Consider the following 220-nt stretch of genomic DNA (forward strand, 5'->3'; position numbering starts at 1 on the left):
AGACCGCCACTTTCGCCTTGATAATCCCCACGCTCTCCATCCGGCGAATCCGCCGGTAACAACTGGTGGAAGACAGCCCCACACTGTCGCTCAACAACTCCAGGCTCTGGTCGCAATCCTTTTGCAACTTGCCCAGGATCTTCAAATCCATGGCGTCTGTCATCGGTTCCAAATCGTCCTTGAAAATTGCAATGAATCCGTCGCAATGACGGGCCAATTT

General features: G+C 52.7%; 1 protein-coding gene. It reads right to left on the reverse strand.

Translation table 11 applies throughout. From position 1 onward, the window contains the following. Nucleotides 1-151 (reverse strand): Lrp/AsnC family transcriptional regulator (locus ACW9IR_RS30275; RefSeq protein ID WP_457466294.1); only part of this gene is annotated, 151 nt, incomplete at its 3' end. Nucleotides 152-220 lie beyond the last annotated feature (69 nt).

Source organism: Pseudomonas sp. SDT291_1_S447 (genome assembly GCF_054070155.1).